Annotated in this window: 15 protein-coding genes; 13 read left to right on the top strand and 2 right to left on the bottom strand. The window is 55.6% G+C overall.

Translation table 11 applies throughout. The annotated features are described in order from the left end of the window. Positions 1-7 precede the first annotated feature (7 nt). Positions 8-1,183, top strand: a complete 1,176-nt coding sequence (fadA, locus tag BMZ67_RS09270; protein ID WP_092021846.1) for an acetyl-CoA C-acyltransferase FadA — start codon at positions 8-10, stop codon at positions 1,181-1,183. A gap of 205 nt (positions 1,184-1,388) precedes the next feature. Then, positions 1,389-4,022, top strand: coding sequence for a type I DNA topoisomerase (gene topA, locus BMZ67_RS09275; RefSeq protein ID WP_092021848.1), 2,634 nt, complete (start codon positions 1,389-1,391; stop codon positions 4,020-4,022). A 69-nt stretch (positions 4,023-4,091) separates the two neighbouring features. On the opposite strand, the gene BMZ67_RS09280 is transcribed toward topA, so the two are convergent. After that, entirely contained in the window at positions 4,092-4,967 is an 876-nt protein-coding gene (locus tag BMZ67_RS09280) for an NAD(P)-dependent oxidoreductase (RefSeq protein ID WP_092021849.1), read from the bottom strand. 186 nt (positions 4,968-5,153) lie between these two features. After that, on the bottom strand, positions 5,154-6,428 hold the full coding sequence (gltA, locus tag BMZ67_RS09285; protein ID WP_092021850.1) for a citrate synthase: 1,275 nt from the start codon (positions 6,426-6,428) through the stop codon (positions 5,154-5,156). Between the two features lie 463 nt (positions 6,429-6,891). Here gltA and sdhC point away from each other — a divergent pair, with 463 nt between their 5' ends. From sdhC to BMZ67_RS09340, 11 genes are all read left to right on the top strand, one after another. Then, positions 6,892-7,266 carry a succinate dehydrogenase, cytochrome b556 subunit gene (sdhC, locus tag BMZ67_RS09290; RefSeq protein WP_092021851.1) on the top strand — a complete coding sequence of 125 codons (375 nt, stop codon included), beginning with the start codon at positions 6,892-6,894 and terminating at the stop codon, positions 7,264-7,266. Then, positions 7,260-7,604, top strand: coding sequence for a succinate dehydrogenase, hydrophobic membrane anchor protein (sdhD, locus tag BMZ67_RS09295; protein WP_092021853.1), 345 nt, complete (start codon positions 7,260-7,262; stop codon positions 7,602-7,604). Before sdhC ends, sdhD begins: the two co-directional genes overlap by 7 nt. 3 nt (positions 7,605-7,607) lie before the next feature. Next, positions 7,608-9,380 (top strand): succinate dehydrogenase flavoprotein subunit, encoded by a 1,773-nt coding sequence (gene sdhA / locus BMZ67_RS09300; protein WP_092021855.1) that lies wholly within the window; start codon positions 7,608-7,610, stop codon positions 9,378-9,380. Positions 9,381-9,394: 14 nt separating this feature from the next. Then, positions 9,395-10,099, top strand: a complete 705-nt coding sequence (locus BMZ67_RS09305; RefSeq protein WP_092021857.1) for a succinate dehydrogenase iron-sulfur subunit — start codon at positions 9,395-9,397, stop codon at positions 10,097-10,099. A gap of 314 nt (positions 10,100-10,413) precedes the next feature. After that, positions 10,414-13,251 carry a 2-oxoglutarate dehydrogenase E1 component gene (locus BMZ67_RS09310; RefSeq protein WP_092021859.1) on the top strand — a complete coding sequence of 946 codons (2,838 nt, stop codon included), beginning with the start codon at positions 10,414-10,416 and terminating at the stop codon, positions 13,249-13,251. A gap of 26 nt (positions 13,252-13,277) precedes the next feature. After that, positions 13,278-14,486, top strand: a complete 1,209-nt coding sequence (gene odhB / locus BMZ67_RS09315) for a 2-oxoglutarate dehydrogenase complex dihydrolipoyllysine-residue succinyltransferase (protein WP_092021861.1) — start codon at positions 13,278-13,280, stop codon at positions 14,484-14,486. Between the two features lie 36 nt (positions 14,487-14,522). Further along, positions 14,523-15,962, top strand: a complete 1,440-nt coding sequence (gene lpdA / locus BMZ67_RS09320; protein ID WP_092021863.1) for a dihydrolipoyl dehydrogenase — start codon at positions 14,523-14,525, stop codon at positions 15,960-15,962. 173 nt (positions 15,963-16,135) lie between these two features. Next, the gene (gene sucC, locus BMZ67_RS09325; RefSeq protein WP_092021865.1) at positions 16,136-17,302 is read left to right on the top strand and encodes an ADP-forming succinate--CoA ligase subunit beta; all 1,167 of its coding nucleotides are present in this window, start codon (positions 16,136-16,138) and stop codon (positions 17,300-17,302) included. After that, positions 17,302-18,174, top strand: coding sequence for a succinate--CoA ligase subunit alpha (sucD, locus tag BMZ67_RS09330; protein WP_092021867.1), 873 nt, complete (start codon positions 17,302-17,304; stop codon positions 18,172-18,174). The genes sucC and sucD overlap by 1 nt, the downstream gene beginning before the upstream one ends. 205 nt (positions 18,175-18,379) lie before the next feature. Continuing rightward, positions 18,380-19,594: a tryptophan--tRNA ligase gene (locus tag BMZ67_RS09335; protein WP_092021869.1), complete on the top strand. Its 1,215-nt coding sequence runs from the start codon at positions 18,380-18,382 to the stop codon at positions 19,592-19,594. Positions 19,595-19,616: 22 nt separating this feature from the next. Continuing rightward, positions 19,617-20,456: a segregation and condensation protein A gene (locus BMZ67_RS09340; RefSeq protein ID WP_245749920.1), complete on the top strand. Its 840-nt coding sequence runs from the start codon at positions 19,617-19,619 to the stop codon at positions 20,454-20,456. Positions 20,457-20,462: the final 6 nt, after the last annotated feature.

Consider the following 20,462-nt stretch of genomic DNA (forward strand, 5'->3'; position numbering starts at 1 on the left):
AAGATCTATGAGCCTTAATCCGAGAGACGTTGTCGTCGTCGATTGCGTGCGGACTCCGATGGGTCGTGCCAAAAACGGTTGTTTCCGCAACGTACGTGCGGAGACGCTGTCGGCTGTCCTGATCGACGCACTGTTCGAGCGCAACCCTAAGCTCGACCCGAAAGAAGTTGAAGATGTGATCTGGGGCTGTGTTAACCAGACCAAAGAGCAGGGCTTTAACGTTGCGCGTCAGATTTCACTGCTGACCCGCATTCCGCACGAGTCTTCTGCCCAGACGGTTAACCGTCTGTGTGGTTCTGCCATGACAGCTATCCACACTGCTGCCCAGGCCATCATGACCGGCAACGGTGATGTGTTTGTGGTTGGTGGTGTTGAGCACATGGGTCACGTACCCATGACTGAAGGCTTTGACCACAACCCGGCTGCATCCAAGTACTCTGCCAAGGCCTCCAACATGATGGGCCTGACTGCAGAAATGCTGGCGAAAATGCACGGTATTACCCGTGAGCAGCAGGATGCGTTTGGTGCTCGCTCCCATCGCCTGGCCCATGAAGCGACCGTTGAAGGTCGTTTCAAGAACGAAATCGTGCCTATTGAAGGTCACGATGAGAATGGCTTCAAGGTGCTGATTGAGAACGACGAGACCATCCGTCCTGAGACCACTGCTGAGTCCCTGGGCCAGCTGCGTCCGGCCTTCGATCCGAAGAACGGTACCGTGACTGCTGGTACTTCTTCACAGCTCACCGATGGTGCAGCAGCTATGCTGCTGATGTCTGCTGAGCGTGCAGAAGCTCTGGGCCTGAAGCCTCGCGCCCGTATCGTCAGCATGGCTGTTGCCGGCTGCGACCCCGCGATCATGGGTTACGGCCCGGTTCCGGCTACCAAGAAGGCGCTGAAGCGTGCAGGCCTGAAAGTTGAAGATATCGACTTCTGGGAACTGAACGAAGCGTTTGCTGGCCAGTCCCTGCCGGTAATCAAGGACCTCAAGCTGACAGCTGTTGCAGACGAGAAGGTCAACCTGAATGGCGGTGCGATTGCCCTCGGCCATCCGCTGGGCTGTTCCGGTGCCCGTATTTCCACGACGTTGATCAACGTTTTGGAAGCCAAAGGTGGTAAATATGGTGTCTCCACCATGTGTATCGGCCTTGGTCAGGGTATCTCGACTGTTTGGGAGCGGCTCTGATTCATTTCAGGCTTGTAACCAAAAAAGCCCGGCATTTGCCGGGCTTTTTTTGTTTGATGGGTTGTCTTGGATTTCTTGACCCTGTAAAACAGAGCCTCTATATAAAGAAGCGACTAAGTACTGTTTAGTAGTCGCCTGATTTTTCAGCAAGTTTATGATGTGCTGAAGTTTTGAACGATTTCCTCCAAGGGTATAGAACTCCGATATGGGTAAAAGTCTCGTCATAGTCGAGTCGCCAGCAAAAGCGAAGACCATCAACAAATATCTGGGCTCCGACTACATTGTTAAGTCCAGTGTCGGGCATATCCGCGATCTGCCGGTGAGTGGCAGTGGCTCACAGACAGACCCCAAGGAGCGGGCCAAGCAGGCCGCCCTGACTCGCAAGATGAGCCCCGATGAAAAGGCGGTCTACAAACAGCGTAAGGCTCGTGAACAGCTGGTTGCCCGCATGGGGGTTGACCCCGATAAGGACTGGCAGGCGCATTACGAAGTTCTGCCGGGCAAGGAAAAGGTCGTCAATGAGCTGAAGCGGCTGGCGAAGTCAGCTGACCATATCTACCTCGCAACGGATTTGGACCGCGAAGGGGAAGCGATTGCCTGGCACCTGAGGGAAACCATCGGGGGTGAGCCTGAGAAGTATCGCCGCGTGGTGTTCAATGAGATCACCAAGCGTGCCATACAGGCCGCGTTTGAAGAGCCGGGTTCACTCGACACCAACCGTGTTAACGCCCAGCAAGCCCGTCGATTCCTGGATCGGGTGGTGGGCTATATGGTGTCGCCACTGTTGTGGGCGAAGCTGGCACGAGGACTTTCAGCTGGTCGGGTCCAGTCGGTGGCTGTGCGCCTGATTGTGGAGCGTGAACGGGAAATCCGAGCCTTTGTACCTGAAGAGTTCTGGCAGCTGCATGCTGATCTTGGCGCAAAAAAGGCAGAGGGTGGTGTGCGTTTTGAAGTCACTCGTTACGCCGACAAAGCCTACCGGCCGGAAAATGAAAAACAGAGCCAGGAGCATGTTCAGCGCCTGGAGCAGGGTGCCTTCCGGGTAGCCAAACGAGAAGATAAGCCAACTCGCTCCCGTCCGTCTGCACCGTTCATTACATCGACGCTGCAGCAGGCCGCCAGTAACCGGATGGGGTTCAGCGTCAAGAAGACCATGATGTTGGCTCAGCGGCTTTATGAAGCGGGCTATATCACTTACATGCGTACCGACTCCACCAACCTCAGTCAGGACGCAGTGATCAGTTGCCGTGAATTTATCGGCAAGCAGTTCGGTGATCGTTACCTGCCGGAGCAACCTCGGATTTATGGCAGCAAGGAAGGGGCTCAGGAGGCTCACGAAGCGATTCGTCCTACCGAAGTGACTCGTCGTGCCGCTGACATCAGTGGGCTCGAGAAAGACGCTGAGAAGCTCTACGAGCTCATCTGGCGTCAGTTTGTTGCCTGCCAGATGGCGGATGCGGAGTTTCTCAGCACTTCCATCACCGTTGCCAACGGTGATTATGAGCTGCGTACCCGTGGGCGGATCATCAAGTTCGACGGTTTCCTGAAGGCGGCGCCTCAGGCATCCAAGAAAGACGAAGACGTTGCCCTGCCGGACATTCAGGTCGATGAAGAGCTTGCCCTGATCAAGCTTGATCCCACCCAGCATTTCACCAAGCCGGCGCCTCGCTATACCGAAGCCAGCCTGGTCAAGGAGCTGGAGAAAAAGGGTATTGGCCGGCCTTCGACCTACGCGTCGATCATTTCGACCATTCAGGATCGCGGCTACGTTCGCCTGCAAAACCGACGTTTCTACTCCGAGAAGATGGGGGATATCGTCACTGAGCGGCTGACCGAGTCGTTTGAAAACCTGATGAACTACGATTTCACCGCCAAGCTTGAAGAAGAGCTGGATGACATCGCGGAAGGTGAGATCGATTGGAAGGCGGTACTGAACGGCTTCTACAGCAATTTCAGCCAGCAGCTGGAAGTTGCGGGTCGTGATGACAACGAAGGGATGCGGGGTAACACGCCAACTGAAACTGACATTCCCTGTCCAACTTGCCAGCGCCCGATGCAGATTCGGGTAGCCAGTACGGGGGTATTCCTGGGTTGCTCTGGCTATTCGTTACCGCCGAAAGAGCGCTGCAAAACCACCATTAACCTGGTTTCCGGTGATGAGGTGGTGAGCGCAGACGATGATGTCGAAGGTGAAGGCGAAACCCGTTTGCTGCGCAAAAAGCGCCGGTGTTCAAAGTGTGGCACTGCGATGGACAGCTACCTGGTCGATGAGAGCCGTAAGTTGCATGTGTGCGGTAATAACCCCGACTGTTCCGGCTTCGAAGTTGAACAGGGCAGCTTCCGGATAAAAGGGTACGAAGGGCCGACGCTTGAGTGTGACAAGTGTGGTTCGGAGATGCAGCTTAAGACCGGTCGTTTCGGCAAGTACTTTGGTTGTACCAATGCAGACTGCAAAAACACCCGTAAGTTGCTCAAGAGTGGTGAGCCGGCTCCCCCTAAAATGGACCCGGTGCCGATGCCTGAGCTTCAGTGCCAGAAGGTTGATGATACCTACGTGCTGCGTGATGGGGCCTCGGGCTTGTTCCTTGCCGCCAGTAAGTTCCCGAAAAACCGGGAGACACGAGCGCCACTGGTCAGCGAATTGCTGCCTCATAAGAGCGAGATCGATCCGAAATACGGCTTCCTGATGACGGCGCCGGTGAAAGATCCTGAGGGTAATCCGGCCGTTATACGCTACAGCCGGAAAACCAAAGAGCAGTACGTGATGAGCGAAAAGGACGGTAAAGCCAGTGGCTGGAGTGCCTATTACCAGAACGGTAAGTGGGTCGAGAATCGCTGATTCGTCTGTCCAGAAGGTAGTCCAAAAAAGCGATAGATCCGGTTTTCCGGTCTATCGCTTTTTTGTTGGTCAGTTTCGGTTGCGAAGCCGCTGGATCAACGAGGAGGTGTCCCAGCGCTTCCCGCCCATGGCCTGAACGTCGCCATAGAACTGATCCACCAGAGCTGTAACGGGAAGGGTGGAGTGGTTGCGCCGGGCTTCATCCAGACAGATCGACAGATCTTTCCGCATCCAATCGACCGCAAAGCCATGCTCGAATTCGCCGCGGATCATGGTGGTGGAACGGTTTTCCATTTGCCAGGACTGTGCTGCACCTTTTGAAATCACATCGATCACCTTGCTCACATCCAGGCCTGCATTTTCAGCAAAGTGAATGGCTTCTGAAAGGCCTTGGACGAGTCCTGCTATTGCGATTTGGTTGACCATCTTGGTGCGCTGGCCGGCGCCCACCGCTCCCATAAGGTTGATTGCGCGGGCGTAGCAATCAAGGGCTGGGCGGGCTTTGTCATAGGCCGCCTGATCGCCGCCACACATGATAGTCAGTTGGCCGTTTTCTGCGCCTTGCTGGCCGCCAGAAACCGGAGCATCGATAAAGCTTTGGCTGCGCTTTGCTGCAGCCTCTGCCAAGCGCTCGGCAACCCCCGCCGAAGCGGTCGTGTGGTCGATCAGGATGCTGCCTTCCTGGGCATTTTCAATGATCCCGTCGGCGCCTTCATAAACGGCGATCAGGTCTGGGTCTGCTCCGACGCAGGTCATTACCAGGTTGGCGCCGGCAACGGCGTCAGCGATGGTTGCAGCAGCGGTGCCCTGAAAGGTGCTTGCCCATTGCTCGGCCTTCGCTCCAGATCGGTTCCATACGTAGACATCATGCCCGCCTTTGGCGAGGTGTCCGGCCATTGGGTAACCCATGACTCCCAGTCCGATAAATGCGATTTTCAGTGCCATGTTGATTCTCCTGCGCGGCGGGAAGTACTTTTGCGTGATTTCAAATCGTTATAATTGCAGAGCTGTCTCTATTTAAAAAGCCGCGAGGGCATGCCCAGGCGGTAACGGGATTGGCTTACGTGAAAACGAAAGAAGGCCGCTGGATCAGCGGCCTTCTTGTGTTTGTTGCTTTCGCAACACCCGGCGTTAGCTCTTCGGATAATCGCGAGCGTCGGAGCCGGTGTAGAGCTGGCGCGGACGGCCGATGCGGTAGTTTCCGCTGACCATTTCGTTCCAGTGTGAGAACCAACCGATGGTCCGGGACATTGCGAAGATGACGGTGAACATGGAGGTTGGGATGCCCATGGCTTTGAGGATGATGCCGGAGTAGAAGTCGACGTTCGGGTACAGTTTGCGCTGTACGAAATACTCGTCTTCCAGGGCGATCTTTTCCAGGCGCTGCGCGATCTTGAGCAGCGGATCGTTTTCCAGACCAAGTTCTGACAGTACTTCGTGTGCTGTCTCGCGCATAACCTTGGCGCGCGGGTCGAAGTTCTTGTAAACCCGGTGGCCAAAGCCCATTAGGCGGAAAGGATCGTCTTTGTCCTTGGCCTTGGCGATGAACTCTTCGATGTGGGATTCGTCGCCGATCTCGGCCAGCATGTCCAGTACAGCCTCGTTAGCGCCGCCGTGAGCAGGTCCCCAGAGGGCTGCAATGCCAGAGGCGATACAAGCGTACGGGTTGGCGCCGGTAGAGCCAGCCAGACGTACGGTAGAGGTGGATGCGTTTTGCTCGTGGTCTGCGTGGAGGATAAAGATCTTGTCCATGGCCTTGGCCAGGACCGGATTTGGTTTGTAATCCTCGCACGGTGTGCCGAACATCATGTACAGGAAGTTTTCAGCGTAGGACAAGTCATTACGCGGGTACATGAACGGCTGACCGTTGGAATACTTGTAACACCAGGCAGCAATGGTCGGCATTTTTGCGACCAGGCGGTGCGCAGTGATTTCGCGCTGGTGGGCGTCATTCACATCCATTTGATCGTGGTAGAAGGCAGACAGGGCGCCAACTACACCACACATGATGGCCATCGGGTGAGCGTCGCGACGGAAGCCGTGGAAGAAGTTGCGCATCTGGTCATGCAGCATTGTGTGGTTCTTCACGGTGTCGTGGAAGCGCTTGTTCTCTTCTTTGGAAGGCAGTTCGCCGTGGAGTAGCAGGTAGCAGACTTCGAGATAGTCAGAGAACTCTGCCAGTTGCTCGATCGGGTAACCGCGATGCAGAAGAACGCCTTTGGCGCCATCAATGTAAGTGATCTCGGATTCACACGCCGCCGTTGACACGAATCCTGGGTCGTAAGTGAAGACGCCTTCCTGAACGAGGCCTCGCACATCAATGACATCCGGGCCTACGGTGCCTGAATAAACTGGTAGCTCAATGGACTTGTCACCCACCGAAAGCGTTGCTTTCTTGTCGGTCATGGTGCTCTCCTATTTATCAGCATTTTGAATGCGCGGGAAGGCGCGTATTATGGCAAAACAGGCGGCAAAATATAGGGTGTTCGCTTTTTTTGTCAATGGAGGAGCGAAGAAAAGCTTCAAAATCAGTACCCGTTTTCTGTGGCCTTCGTGCAGGAACGCCCTTTGGGCATGGACTAGTTAATTAGTCAAAAGTGGGTGTTTGTGCCCTGATTTGAAGGGGTTTTGAGATGTTGCAGGTTTGTAATTCACGGGTTCACTCCTTATAATCCGTAGCCCTGAATCGAGGGTACACCAATCCAAAGCGCCTGCAACGACGTCTGCGTGCGGTGGTTTCTCTCCCTCCAGAGCCAACCGTGTTATGGCTTTGTCAACGCGACAAAATAGACACGACAATCCTTACATACCAACCATCCGCACCGGTTTCGCCCGGCTATGCGGAGCAAAGAGAGAGTGTGAGAGCGCTGTGAATAGCAAACGACCAGTTAATCTCGATCTCGGCAAGTTTCATTTTCCACTGCCAGCCATCACGTCAATCCTGCACCGGATCAGTGGCATCATCATCTTCGTAGGTGTTGCATTCCTGCTGTACGGTCTTGATATTTCCCTGTCCGGGGAAGATGGCTTCGCTCGTGTTAGTGAACTGCTGGACAGCTTCCTTGCGAAGTTGATCACCTGGGGCATCCTGTCCGCCTTGTTGTACCACCTGGTAGCCGGTATCAAGCACCTGCTGATGGATATGGGTATCGGTGAAGAGCTTGAAAGTGGCCGCCTCGCCGCGAAAGCCACGCTGGTGGTTTCCGTCATTCTCATCGTTCTGGCAGGAGTCTGGGTATGGTAAGCAGCGTAACTAACCTCGGTCGCAGTGGCGTTTATGACTGGCTGATTCAGCGTGTCACCGCCTACGTACTCGCCCTTTACACCATCTTTATGTTCGGCTTTGTGCTGACCACCGATGTCACCTACGAGACTTGGTCCGCGTTGTTTGGCCAGACCTGGTTCCGCATCTTCAGTCTGCTGGCACTGCTTTCACTCGGCGCTCACGCCTGGGTAGGGCTGTGGACTGTAACCACTGACTATATTAAGGCAGCCCTGCCGCGCTTCCTGGCGCAGGCGGTATGCGGCTTGGCGATGTTTGTATACGTCGTCTGGGGTGTTCAGATTTTTTGGGGGCTTTAATAGATGGCTAATATCAAAACCATTTCCTACGATGCCATTGTAATCGGCGGTGGTGGTGCCGGCATGCGCGCTGCGCTGCAACTGACCGAGTCAGGTGTAAAGACTGCCTGTATCACAAAAGTATTTCCTACCCGTTCTCACACGGTTTCCGCCCAGGGTGGTATCACCTGCGCGATTGCCAGTGCAGACCCCAATGATGATTGGCGCTGGCACATGTACGACACCGTCAAGGGCTCCGACTACATCGGTGACCAGGACGCGATCGAGTACATGTGTTCCGTAGGCCCCCAGGCGGTTTTCGAACTGGAGCACATGGGGCTTCCGTTCTCCCGTACTGAGCAGGGTCGCATCTACCAGCGTCCGTTCGGCGGACAGTCCAAGGATTACGGTAAAGGTGGCCAGGCTGCCCGTACCTGTGCCGCGGCCGACCGTACCGGTCACGCACTGCTGCACACCCTGTATCAGGCCAACATCAAAGGCGGTACAACCTTCCTTAACGAGTGGTATGCCGTTGATCTGGTCAAGAATGCCAAAAACCAGGTGGTTGGTGTTGTTGCTATCGACATCGAATCTGGTGAAGTGGCTTACATCAAGGCCCAGGCAACTGTTCTGGCGACCGGTGGTGCGGGTCGTATCTATGCTTCCACAACCAACGCCCTGATCAACACCGGTGACGGTATTGGTATGGCCCTGCGTGCCGGCTTCCCGGTCCAGGATATGGAAATGTGGCAGTTCCACCCGACCGGTATCCACGGTGCTGGTGTGCTGGTAACTGAAGGCTGTCGGGGTGAGGGTGGTTACCTGATCAACTCCGAAGGCGAGCGTTTCATGGAACGCTATGCGCCTAACGCCAAAGACCTTGCTGGCCGTGACGTAGTTGCGCGCTCCATGGTTCTGGAAATCCTTGAAGGCCGCGGTTGTGGTCCCGAGAAAGATCACGTTCTGCTCAAGCTGGATCATCTGGGTGAGGAAACCCTCAACCTGCGTCTGCCGGGTATCTGTGAGCTGTCCAAGACCTTTGCTCACGTAGATCCGGTCAAGGCTCCGGTTCCGGTCGTTCCGACCTGTCACTACATGATGGGTGGTCTGCCGACCAACATCGGTGGTCAGGTACTGAGCCAGGATGCCAACGGTAACGACACCGTGGTTGATGGCCTGTTCGCGTGTGGTGAGGCGGCGTGTGTATCTGTTCACGGTGCAAACCGTCTGGGCGGTAACTCGCTGCTTGACCTGGTGGTCTTCGGTCGCGCCGCTGGTCTGCACATCGAGAAGATGCTCCGCGACGGCTTTGGTACTGACGACGCTACTGAAGAAGACATCGATCGTGCAATGGCCCGACTGAATCGTCTGGACAGCGCGGCTGATGGCGAAGATGTGGCTGCTGTCCGTAAGGATCTACAGAACTGCATGCAGCTGTACTTCGGTGTATTCCGTGACGGCGAAAGCATGGAGAAGGGTCTGGCCATGCTTAAAGATATTGGTGAGCGTGTCCGCAAGACCAAGCTGACTGACCAAAGCAAGGCGTTCAACACGGCCCGTATTGAGGCGCTTGAGCTGGACAACCTTTATGAAGTGGCACTTGCGACTGCGGTTTCTGCCATCGAGCGTAAGGAAAGTCGTGGAGCGCACGCCCGTAACGACTTTACTGAGCGTGATGACGAAAACTGGCTGAAGCACTCGCTCTACTTCCCGCTGGAACAGCGAGTTGGCAAGCGTGATGTTAACTTTGCTCCGAAAACGGTTGAGACGTTCCAGCCGAAGATTCGGACGTATTAAGGGGAGATTCAGTCATGTTGGTAAGCATCTATCGTTACAACCCGGAAACCGACAACGCCCCCTATATGCAGGACGTTGAACTGGAGCTTCCGGAAGGCAAGGATCTGATGATTCTTGATGTACTGGCGCTGATGAAAGAAAAGGACCCGACGGTTGCCTATCGTCGCTCCTGTCGTGAGGGGGTTTGTGGCTCCGACGGCATGAACATGAACGGCAAAAACGGTCTGGCCTGTATCACGCCGGTATCCCAGGTGGTCAAGAACGGTAAGCTGGTTCTGCGCCCGCTGCCGGGTCTCCCGGTTATCCGGGACCTAGTCGTCGACATGAGCCTGTTCTATAAGCAGTACGAAAAGGTTCAGCCATACCTGCTCAACGATACACCTGCTCCTGCGATTGAGCGTCTGCAGACTCCGGAAGACCGGGAAAAGCTGGACGGTTTGTACGAGTGCATTCTCTGTGCCTGCTGTTCCACATCCTGTCCGTCATTCTGGTGGAACCCTGACAAGTTCATTGGTCCTGCGGGCCTGTTGCAGGCTTACCGTTTCCTGGCGGATAGCCGTGACACCGCCCAGGCGGAGCGTCTGGCCAGTCTGGACGATCCGTTCAGCGTATTCCGCTGCCGGGGTATCATGAACTGTGTCAGCGTGTGCCCGAAAGGTCTTAACCCCACAAGGGCTATTGGCCATATCCGGAACCTGCTGCTGCAACGGGCGACCTGATCGGTATAGGCATACTACCCGCTATACTGTTCGGAAAGTGCCGGCTACTCCAGAAGGCCTTGCAAAGGGGCTTGGCCTTCAACCTTTGGCGTATAGCCAAAGGGTGTAAAAGGAGTGCAAACTACGAAGGCCGCGACGAGGGCTTAAAAGGCAATCGTTGCGGCCTTGCTTAGTATAAAAACCACGAGGGAGCGGAAAACATCCGTGCTGTCTGTGGTGGCTACAGTCGAGGCGTAAAAACCCGTATTGACTGTGCATTACCCCTGGCCGACCATAGATAGCTCCCCGCACCAGCCCAAGGTGAGCTATTCAAAATGCATGAAAGCATAATGGAGCAGTTATGGCAGACTTCCCATCTTCAGGGAGGTAATCTTGCCTATGTTGAAGAGCTTTTTGAAACCTACCTGACCGATCCCAATGCCGTTCCCGAAGAGTGGCGTAGCTATTTCGACAAGCTACCCAGTGTCGATGGCCATCAGGGGCCAGATATCGCCCATTCTTCCATTCGCGAACAGTTCGAACACATTTCACGCAATCAGCGTGCATTGTCTTCCGGCGGTGTTCCCGCAAGCGCCACTTCCGACGCTGACAAGAAGCAGATCCGAGTACTGCAGCTGATCAACGCCTTCCGTTTCCGGGGCCATCAGCAGGCAAAGCTCGATCCTCTTGGCGTGATGGTTCGCCCCCCGGTTGAGGATCTCAGTCTTTCGTTCCATGAGCTCTCAGAAGCCGATCGTGATCTGGAATTCCAGACCGGGTCGCTGAATTTTGGTGCCGAGTCCATGCGGCTTGGCGACATCGTCGATGGTCTTCAGCAGACCTACTGCAGCAGCATCGGCGCTGAATACATGCACGTTGTTGATACCCGCATCAAACGCTGGTTCCAACGCCGCATGGAGCCTGTACGCTCCCGCCCCGAATACGAAAGCGAAACCCGTCGTCATCTGCTTGAGCGGCTGACCGCTGCCGAAGGCCTGGAAAAATACCTGGGCTCACGTTATCCCGGTGTAAAACGTTTTGGCCTGGAAGGTGGCGAAAGCCTGATTCCGTGCCTGGATGAGATCATCCAACGTGCAGGAAGCTATGGTGCCAAGGAAATTGTACTGGGCATGGCGCACCGTGGTCGTCTCAACGTCCTGGTTAACACCCTCGGCAAGAACCCGAAAGAACTCTTCGACGAGTTCGAAGGCAAGAAGCTTGCTGACTTCGGTTCCGGCGACGTGAAATACCACCAAGGCTTCTCCTCGAACGTAATGACGGCGGGTGGCGAAGTCCACCTTGCGCTGGCATTCAACCCGTCTCACCTGGAGATCGTTTCTCCGGTTGTTGAGGGTTCTGTTCGAGCTCGTCAGACCCGCCGAAATGACACCGACGGCAGTCAGGTCGTTCCAATCATCATGCACGGTGACGCGGCGTTTGCTGGTCAGGGCGTGGTGATGGAAACCTTCCAGATGTCACAGACCCGTGGTTATGGGGTAGGTGGCACTATCCACATTGTGATCAACAACCAGGTTGGCTTCACAACGAACAAACAGGAAGACGCCCGTTCTACAGAGTACTGTACCGACGTGGCGAAGATGGTCCAGGCGCCCATTCTGCATGTCAACGCAGATGACCCTGAGGCGGTGCTGTTTGTTTCCCAGGTTGCCATGGACTTCCGCAACGAGTTCAAGCGCGACGTGGTGATTGACCTGGTCTGTTACCGCCGTCGTGGCCACAACGAGGCTGACGAGCCTTCAGCAACCCAGCCGATCATGTACGACAAGATCCGCAAGCTGAAGACAACGCGCGAGCTGTATGCGAATTTCCTGATCGAAGCTGGCACCATCTCTGCGGACGATGCCAAACAAAAGGAACTGGACTACCGCGACGCCCTTGATAAAGGCGAGCACGTTGTCAAGTCACTGGTCAAGGAACCCAATACCGAGTTGTACGTCAACTGGACACCTTACCTGGGTCACGAGTGGACTGCGAAGTGTAAGACCAGTGTTGGCTTGAAAACGATTCAGCGTCTCGGCAAGAAGCTGTCTCAGGTACCAGAAGGGTTTGCCATCCAACGCCAGGTTTCCAAGATTGTGGATGACCGCAGCAAAATGACAGCGGGCGCTCTTCCCATCAACTGGGGGTATGGCGAAGTTATGGCCTACGCCACTCTGTTGAACGAAGGACATCCGATCCGGTTGACCGGTCAGGACGTGGGCCGTGGTACCTTCTCTCATCGTCATGCGGTGCTGCATAACCAGAAAGACGGTTCGACTCATGTTGCACTCCAGGACTTGTCGGAAAAGCAACCGTCCTTCCAGATTTACGACTCGCTGCTGTCTGAAGAGGCAGTTATGGCGTTCGAGTATGGCTATGCGACCACAACGCCCGATGCACTGATCGTCTGGGAAGCCCAGTTCGGTGACTTTGCCAACGGTGCCCAGGTGGTCATCGACCAGTTCCTGACCAGTGGCGAGCACAAGTGGGGGCGCCTGTGTGGCCTGACTCTGTTGCTGCCTCACGGTTACGAAGGCCAGGGGCCAGAGCACAGTTCCGCTCGTCTGGAGCGCTTCCTGCAGTTGTGTGCCGAGCACAACATCCAGGTGTGTGTGCCGACAACGCCGGCCCAGGTATTCCATATGCTGCGTCGTCAGATCAAGCGCCCACTGCGTAAGCCGCTGGTAGCGATTACTCCGAAGAGCCTGCTTCGTCATAAAGAAGCGATTTCCAGCCTGGAAGACCTGACCGAAGGTACTTTCCAGACCGTTCTTCCGGAAATCGAACCTTCTGATCCGAAGAAGGTGACCAGGCTGATTCTGTGTAGCGGCAAGGTCTACTATGATCTGCTTGAGAAGAAGAAAACAGATGAACGTGAGGACGTGGCAATCGTTCGTTTAGAACAGTTGTATCCGTTCCCTGCGGACGATCTGGATGAAATTCTGGCGCAATACACCAAACTGAAGCATGTGGTTTGGTGTCAGGAAGAGCCGATGAACCAGGGTGCCTGGTACTGCAGTCAGCACCATATGCGTAATGCCCTGGCGCGCCACAATCAAAAGCTGTACCTCCAGTATGCCGGTCGTGAGGCCTCTGCGGCCCCTGCATGTGGACATACCTCTGTCCACATCGAGGAGCAGAAGAAGCTGGTTAACGACGCGTTTGAAATCTGACGAGCTACCGAACTTAAGGAATTGAAATGTCCATTGATATCAAAGCCCCTGTATTTCCAGAGTCGGTCGCTGAGGGCACCGTGGCGACCTGGCACAAGCAGCCTGGTGAAGCCTGTTCTCGTGACGAGCTGATTGTCGACATTGAGACTGACAAGGTGGTTATCGAGGTTGTTGCACCTGCGGATGGTGTCATCGAAGAGATTATCAAGGGTGAAGGCGATACGGTTGAAAGCGGCGAGCTGATTGGTCGCTTTAAAGAAGGCGCCGCAGCGGCAGCCCCGGCTGCGGCCAAGGCTGAGCCTGCCCAGGCGTCTGCGCCTGCAGCTGAGGCTGCGTCGGCCGACGTAGTGCTGAGTCCTGCGGCCCGCAAGCTGGCTGAAGAAAAAGGTGTCGATGTTTCTGCGGTTAAAGGGACTGGCAAGAGCGGCCTGGTCACCAAAGAAGATGTCCAGAACCACGTTGATGGGCAGAAAACCACAGCACCTGCGGCTGCTGCAGCGGCTCCGGCTGCACAGGTCGAGCTCCCGGCTGGCCAGCGCCCAGAGAAGCGCGTACCCATGACCCGCCTGCGTGCCAGCATTGCCAAGCGCTTGCTGAGTGCTCAGCAGAACGCTGCTATGTTGACCACCTTCAATGAAGTCAACATGAAGCCGCTGATGGACCTGCGCAAACAATACAAGGACGGCTTTGAAAAGCGTCACGGCATCAAGCTTGGTTTCATGTCCCTGTTCGTCAAGGCTGCCACTGAGGCGCTGAAGCGGTTCCCGATGGTGAACGCCTCCATCGACGGCAATGACATCGTTTATCACGGCTATCAGGATATCGGTGTTGCGGTGTCCAGCGACCGTGGCCTGGTGGTTCCGGTTCTGCGTGACACCGATTCCATGGGATTGGCCGATGTCGAGAAGAAGATCGTCGAATACGGCACCAAGGCTCGTGATGGTAAGCTGGGTATTGAAGAAATGACCGGCGGTACCTTTACCATCTCTAACGGCGGGGTATTTGGCTCTCTGATGTCTACGCCGATTCTGAACCCGCCACAGACTGCCATCCTGGGTATGCACAAGATCCAGGAACGGCCAATGGCTGTGAACGGTGAAGTTGTGATTCTGCCGATGATGTATCTGGCACTGTCATATGACCACCGTATGATCGATGGCAAAGAGGCTGTCCAGTTCCTGGTAGCCATCAAGGAAATGGTCGAAGACCCAGCACGTATTCTGCTGGACGTCTGAACCCGACACTCACTGACACAGGAAACAGGATAAAACATGTCTGACAAGTTCGACGTTATCGTCATTGGTGCGGGTCCAGGGGGCTATGTTGCTGCCATCAAGGCTGCTCAGCTGGGTCTGAAAACGGCCTGTGTGGAGTTCTGGACCTCGGCTGAAGGCAAGCAGGTTCTGGGTGGTACTTGCCTGAACGTAGGGTGTATCCCGTCCAAAGCTCTGCTGGAAATCTCTCACAAGTATGAGGAAGCCAGCCTGCACTTCGCCGAGCAGGGCATCGAAGCCACCGGCGTGGACATCAATGTTGGCAAAATGCTGGAGCGCAAGAACGGTATTGTTAGCCAGTTGACCGGCGGCATCGCCCAGTTGTTTAAGGCCAATGGTGTTACTTCCATCCACGGTCGTGGACGCCTGTTGGCGAACCGCCAGGTAGAAGTTACTGACGGCGAAGGCAAGGTGACGGTCTATGAGGCCGACAACGTCATCATCGCCACTGGCTCTAATCCGATTGAGATTCCGCCGGCACCGCTCAAGGAAGGCTTTATTGTCGACTCCGAAGGTGCCCTGGAATTTGAAGAAGTGCCCAAGCGTCTGGGTGTGATCGGAGCAGGTGTCATCGGTTTGGAGCTGGGTAGCGTCTGGGCACGTTTGGGTGCTGAAGTGACCATCCTCGAAGCGCAGGACACCTTCCTGCCAGCGGTTGACCAGCAGGTTGCCAAGGATGCTCTGAAGCAGTTCAAGAAGCAGGGCCTGAACATCAACCTGAAGGCTCGCGTTACCGGCACATCGGTCAAGCGCAACCTGGTCTACGTGAACTACGAAGATACCAAGGGTGAGCAGGAGTTGAAGGTCGACAAGCTGATCGTGGCTGTTGGTCGTCGCCCCAACACCGACAACCTTCTCGAAGCGGATTCGGGCGTTAATCTGGATGAGCGTGGTTTCATCTTTGTTGACGAGAACTGTCGCACTGATGCCCCGGGTGTCTGGGCGATCGGTGATGTGGTTCGCGGACCAATGTTGGCACACAAAGCGTCTGAAGAAGGCGTTATGGTTGCCGAGCGCATTGCCGGCCACAAGCCGCAGGTCAACTACGACTGCATTCCGAATGTGATCTATACCGCTCCGGAAGTGGCCTGGGTTGGCAAGACCGAAGAGCAGCTCAAGGCAGAAGGTGAAGCCTATAAGGTTGGCACCTTCCCGTTTGCTGCCAATGGTCGCGCTATGGCTGCCAATGCGGCATCCGGCCTGGTCAAAATCATCGCTGATGAGAAGAGCGACCGGATTGTGGGCTTCCATGTGACGGGTCCTCAGGCTTCCGAGATCGTTGCCCAGGGCGTGATCGCCATGGAATTCGGCTCAACGGCTGAAGATCTGGCGCTGACCTGCTTTGCGCATCCGACGCTGTCAGAGTCTGTCCATGAGGCGGCTCTTGGCGTCAACGGCGGCGCGATCCATATCGCCAACCGTCGCAAGAAGAAGTAACGCAGTCACGAAAGCAGGGGGCGCCAATGTGGGCGCCCCGTTGCCATAAAGTGGTAGCTTTCCGATGCGCTATGGCGTACTGAGGCGATCCCCGGTATGCCCAACGGAATTCGCAGTACGCGGATTCAAATTCCGTACATGGTTATCCTCCATCAAGAAGCGGGACAAAAACTATGAATTTGCACGAATATCAGGGCAAGCAGCTGTTCGCTGAGTACGGCCTGCCTGTATCCAAGGGCATTGCCTGTGATACACCTAAAGAAGCGGTTGCGGCTGCAGACGAAATCGGCGGCGACGCCTGGGTTGTCAAGGCTCAGGTTCACGCGGGTGGTCGCGGCAAAGCGGGCGGTGTGAAACTGGTCAAGAGCAAAGACGAGATTCGCGAGTTCGCAGAGTACTGGCTGGGTAAAAACCTGGTCACCTACCAGACCGATGAAAATGGTCAGCCGGTTAGCAAGATTCTTGTTGAGTCCCTTACTGACATCGATCAGGAGCTATACCTGGGTGCGGTTGTTGACCGTAGCACCCGCAGCATCGTTTTCATGGCCTCCACTGAAGGTGGCGTTGAAATCGAGAAGGTTGCAGAAGAGACTCCTGAAAAGATCCTCAAGGCGAGCATCGACCCGCTGGTAGGCGCCCAGCCTTACCAGGGACGTGAGCTGGCGTTCAAACTGGGTCTGGAAGGCAAGCAGATTGGTCAGTTCACCAAGATTTTCCTGGGCCTGGCGAAACTGTTTGAAGACTACGATTTGGCGCTTCTTGAGATCAACCCTCTGGTTATCACCCCTGCGGGCGATCTGCACTGCCTCGACGCGAAGATCAACGTTGATGGCAACGCTCTGTACCGCCAGAAGAAAATCCACGAAATGCACGATCCTTCCCAGGAAGATCAGCGCGAGGCAGATGCTGCCAAGTGGGAACTGAACTACGTTGCCCTCGATGGCAACATTGGCTGCATGGTTAACGGTGCTGGCCTGGCCATGGGCACCATGGACATCGTCAAGCTGCACGGTGGCCAACCGGCTAACTTCCTGGACGTGGGCGGCGGCGCTACCAAAGAGCGCGTGACTGAAGCGTTCAAGATCATCCTTTCCGACGACGCCGTACAGGCGGTTCTGGTTAACATCTTCGGTGGTATCGTCCGTTGCGACATGATTGCCGAAGGTATTATCGGCGCGGTTAAGGAAGTGGGCGTTAAGGTGCCTGTCGTGGTTCGCCTCGAAGGTAACAATGCTGAACTGGGTTCTAAAGTGCTCGCAGAAAGCGGCCTGAACATCATCGCTGCGACCAGCCTGACAGATGCTGCGGAGCAAGTCGTTAAAGCTGCGGGAGGTAAGTAATGAGCGTCCTGATCAATAAAGATACCAAAGTTATCTGCCAGGGTTTCACTGGTGCACAGGGTACTTTCCACTCTGAGCAAGCGATCGAGTACGGTACCCAGATGGTTGGCGGCGTAAGCCCAGGCAAAGGCGGTACTACCCACCTGGGGCTGCCGGTGTTCAACACCGTTCGTGAAGCCGTTGAGGCCACAGGCGCCCACGCGACTGTGATCTACGTTCCGGCTCCGTTCTGTAAAGATGCCATCATCGAAGCCGCTGACGCTGGTATTGAGCTGATTGTCTGTATCACCGAAGGCATCCCGACCATCGACATGCTGTACGCCAAAGAATACGTTGACCGTAAAGGCGTGCGGATGATTGGCCCGAACTGTCCGGGCGTGATCACTCCGGGTGAGTGCAAGATCGGCATCATGCCGGGTCACATTCACAAGCCTGGCAAAGTGGGCATCGTTTCCCGTTCCGGTACCTTGACCTATGAAGCGGTCAAGCAGACCACCGATTTCGGGTTTGGTCAGTCCACCTGTATCGGTATTGGTGGTGATCCGATTCCGGGTTCCAACTTTATCGATATCCTCAAGCTGCTGCAGGACGACCCTCAGACCGAAGCCATCGTGATGATCGGTGAGATCGGTGGTACTGCAGAAGAAGAGGCGGCTGCCTTCATCAAGGAAAATGTCACCAAGCCGGTGGTTTCCTACATTGCCGGTGTGACTGCACCTCCTGGCAAGCGTATGGGCCACGCGGGTGCCATCATCTCCGGTGGTAAAGGCACGGCGGACGAGAAGTTCGCAGCGCTGAACGACGCCGGCGTCAAGACTGTTCGCAGTCTGGCGGATATCGGTGCAGCCCTGAAGGAAGTGACTGGCTGGTAAGTTAGCCGTCGCAGTGCAAAACCCCCGATTCTGGTCATCCCGGAGTCGGGGGTTTTGTGTTTTGGCGCAGGGCGCCTTACTCTGGCGTTCGCATCGGTCTATAATGGCCGGTCAATCTCGCTTGGCGAGGTTGGATAAAGGCCTCGGACCAGTCATCTCGACCGGTTGGGTGGCCACCCATTGTTGAATAGAAGGAGTTCATGCTTTGAGTTCTGTAGATTCCCAGCAAAGAGTGCTGTCAGGAATGCGCCCCACTGGCAAGCTTCACCTTGGTCACTACCACGGTGTGCTTAAAAACTGGGTGAAACTCCAGCATGAATACGAGTGCTTCTTCTTTGTTGCCGACTGGCACGCCCTGACCACCAACTATGATGATCCGAGCCGGATTGAGGAAAGTGTCTGGGATATGGTCATCGACTGGTTGGCCGCAGGTGTCAACCCTGGCTCTTCCACTATGTTTATCCAGTCCAAGGTGCCAGAGCATGCGGAACTTCACCTGCTGCTTTCCATGATCACCCCGCTGGGCTGGTTGGAGCGGGTGCCGACTTATAAGGACCAGCAGGAAAAGCTGCGTGAGAAAGACCTGGCGACCTACGGCTTTCTTGGGTATCCGTTGTTGCAGAGTGCCGATATCCTGATGTACCGGGCCGGTCGTGTGCCGGTCGGGGCGGATCAGGTGTCTCACGTTGAAATTACCCGCGAAGTTGCGCGTCGCTTTAATCATATCTACGGACGCGAGCCCGGCTTTGAAGAGCATGCGGAAAGCGCCATCGTCAAGATGGGCAAGAAGAACGCCAAGCTTTACCGTGCACTGAAGAAGCGGTACCAGGAAGAGGGTGACCTTGAGGCATTGGAGACTGCGCGGGCTTTGCTGAAAGAGCAGCAAAATATTTCCCTCGGAGACCGTGAGCGCCTATACGGCTATATTGAGGGCGGTGGTAAGGTGATTTTGCCGGAGCCGCAACCGCTGCTGACGCCTGAGTCGAAAATGCCAGGTCTGGATGGTCTGAAGATGTCGAAGTCCTATCACAACACGATTGGGCTTCGCGAGGAGCCGGATAGTGTGGCTCAGAAAATTCGGACCATGCAAACCGACCCTCAGCGAGTGAGATTGACCGATCCGGGTGAGCCTGAGAAGTGCCCGGTCTGGGGGCTGCATGAAGTCTACTCAGATGAGGATACCAAGCAGTGGGTCCAGAAGGGATGTCGCAGTGCGGGTATCGGGTGCCTTGAGTGCAAAAAGCCTGTGATCGATGCCATTGTTGAAGAACAGCGGCCATTGCACGAGCGTGCCGCAGAGTATGAGAGCAGCCCCGACCTGGTACGCTCCATTATCGAGGAAGGGTGTGAACGGGCTCGTGATGCCGCAAGGGATACCCTTGAGGAAGTCCGCGAGGCAATGGGCCTGAGCTATCGTTAAGCTCTGAGGTGTTCGCCAGGAAATGATGGAAGACGCTGCCAGCAACGTGAATGTCGAGCCCCCGGAGGACACCGTGCCTGCCGGGGCATCGCCGTTGGCAGTGGTGTCCGGAAAGCCTCTGGTTGAAGTGCCAAAAGATCTCTACATTCCGCCCGATGCCCTGGCGGTTTTTCTGGAGGCGTTTGAAGGGCCTCTGGATTTGCTGTTGTATCTCATACGCCGCCAGAACATGGATATCCTGGATATCGATGTCAGCGAAATTACGCGCCAATACATGGATTACATCAACGCCATAGAGGCGATGAGATTCGAACTGGCTGCGGAGTATCTGGTGATGGCAGCCACCCTGGCAGAGATCAAGTCGCGAATGCTGTTGCCCAGACATGACAGCGAGGAAGACGATGAGTCTGACCCGAGAGCGGAATTGATCCGGCGGCTGCAGCAGTACGAGCGCTTCAAAAAGGCGGCGGAAGATATCGATGAGTTACCCCGGGTCGAGCGGGATACCTTTGTGGGCTCTGCCGCAATGCCGAAGCTTCCGAGCAGTCAGCCGCACCCCGACGTCGACCTGCGCGAGATGCTGCTGGCCTTGCAGGGGGTGCTGAAAAGGGCAGACCTGTTTACCAGTCACCACGTGGAGAAAGAGCGGCTTTCCACTCGTGAGCGCATGTCTTCCATTTTGCAGGCGTTGAGCGGCGACCGGTTTATCAGCTTTGAAAGCCTGTTTACGCCGGAAGAAGGGCGCCTGGGGGTTGTCGTGACGTTTCTGGCAACACTGGAGCTGGTCAAAGAGCAGCTGATTGAGGTCGTCCAAAGCGACGTTTTCGCGCCAATCCACATCCGCTCCCGCGCGTCCAGCTGACGCTCA

This window comes from Marinobacter zhejiangensis, assembly GCF_900114775.1.
Taxonomy (GTDB): domain Bacteria; phylum Pseudomonadota; class Gammaproteobacteria; order Pseudomonadales; family Oleiphilaceae; genus Marinobacter; species Marinobacter zhejiangensis.